The organism is Bartonella sp. AA9NXGY (genome assembly GCF_042196845.1).
In the GTDB taxonomy this organism is placed as follows: domain Bacteria; phylum Pseudomonadota; class Alphaproteobacteria; order Rhizobiales; family Rhizobiaceae; genus Bartonella.
Map to the genome: position 1 here is coordinate 1 of NZ_JBHIRB010000077.1, position 1,241 is coordinate 1,241.

Consider the following 1,241-nt stretch of genomic DNA (forward strand, 5'->3'; position numbering starts at 1 on the left):
TACGCACGTGATCATGGGATAGATTTGCGTCCAGAAGATTTTTTTTATCCCGAGCGCTTGCAGAGATTAATGCAAGAGCAACACCCCCCAATGACTACATTTGCAAAAAGTTCCGGCGTTGATAGCGCGCGTGAGACTTTGCAGCCTTAAGGAGGTGATGATGGCTGTAGAAAAGAAATACGAACTTACTGATGAAACAATTGAGTTTGCTGGAAAAACTCTTCACCGCATTCGTGCATTGAGAAGCTTTGGAAAAGTTAAAGCAGGTGATGTTGGTGGTTTTGTAGAGAGTGAAGGCAACCTCTCTCATGAGGGCGATTGTTGGGGTGGGAATAGGGCATGGGTTTATGGTGATGCACGTGTTTTTGGCAATGCCAAGGTTCTTGGTTTTTCTCATGTTTATGACAATGCCCGTGTTTATGAGAATGCCAATGTTCTTTTAGCAGCTGCGATTTATGGCAACGCCAAGGTTTGTGGTAATGCGCATGTATTTGGCAATGCCAAGGTTTGTGATGAAGCTGCGGTTTTTGGTAATGCTTACGTTTACGATAATATCCATGTTTATGGCAGCGCCAAGGTTTATGGCAACGCCAAGGTTTGTGGTTATGCCAAGGTTTGTGATGCTGCTAAGGTGTTCGGTCATGCCGTGGTTTATGGTAAGGCCAAGATTTATGGAAATGCATATGTTTGCGGCACTGAAGAATATGGTGGCGACAGAGTTTATATGTGTTCACATAATGCAAATGAAGCGCATAAGAATGATGATGGTAAGCCTCGTGTAGAGCTTATACCGCCGTTGGCACTGCTTGAAATTGGTAAAGTTTTAGAGTTTGGGGCAAAGAAGTACGGAGCAAACAATTGGCGTAATGGCATGCACTGGAGCAGGTTACACGGTGCTGCTTTACGTCATTTATTAGCATGGTTTGGTGGAGAGCATAAGGATGCTGAGAGTGATTTATCACACTTGGCACATGCGGCTTGTTGCATTCTTTTTTTAATGGAATGCGAAGCACAACAGATTGGTCATGATGACCGCCCTCATAAAAATTAAAGGAGATAAAGATGAGTTCGAATGAGATTTTATGGATAGCAGTGGTTTCAGTTTTGCTCTTAAGCGGAGTGATGTTTCGTATTGCATTGCATTATCGCGACCAAGTTAAGGCGCTTAAAGAGCAGGTTCAAGATATTAAGAAAAAAATGAAAGAGAATGAGTTTAGGTATTTAAAGGAAAGCAAGCAGAC

The 1,241-nt window shown here is 42.8% G+C and carries 1 protein-coding gene; it reads left to right on the forward strand.

Annotated elements, in window-relative coordinates:
* The first annotated feature begins 724 nt into the window (after positions 1-724).
* Positions 725-1,051 carry a dATP/dGTP diphosphohydrolase domain-containing protein gene (locus ACFIM6_RS09875; protein ID WP_375610982.1) on the forward strand — a complete coding sequence of 109 codons (327 nt, stop codon included), beginning with the start codon at positions 725-727 and terminating at the stop codon, positions 1,049-1,051.
* Positions 1,052-1,241 lie beyond the last annotated feature (190 nt).

Excerpts from the sequence above, each read along its gene's own strand:
- ACFIM6_RS09875 (WP_375610982.1), top strand. The coding sequence starts at position 725 with ATGTGTTCACATAATGCAAATGAAGCGCATAAGAATGATGATGGTAAG.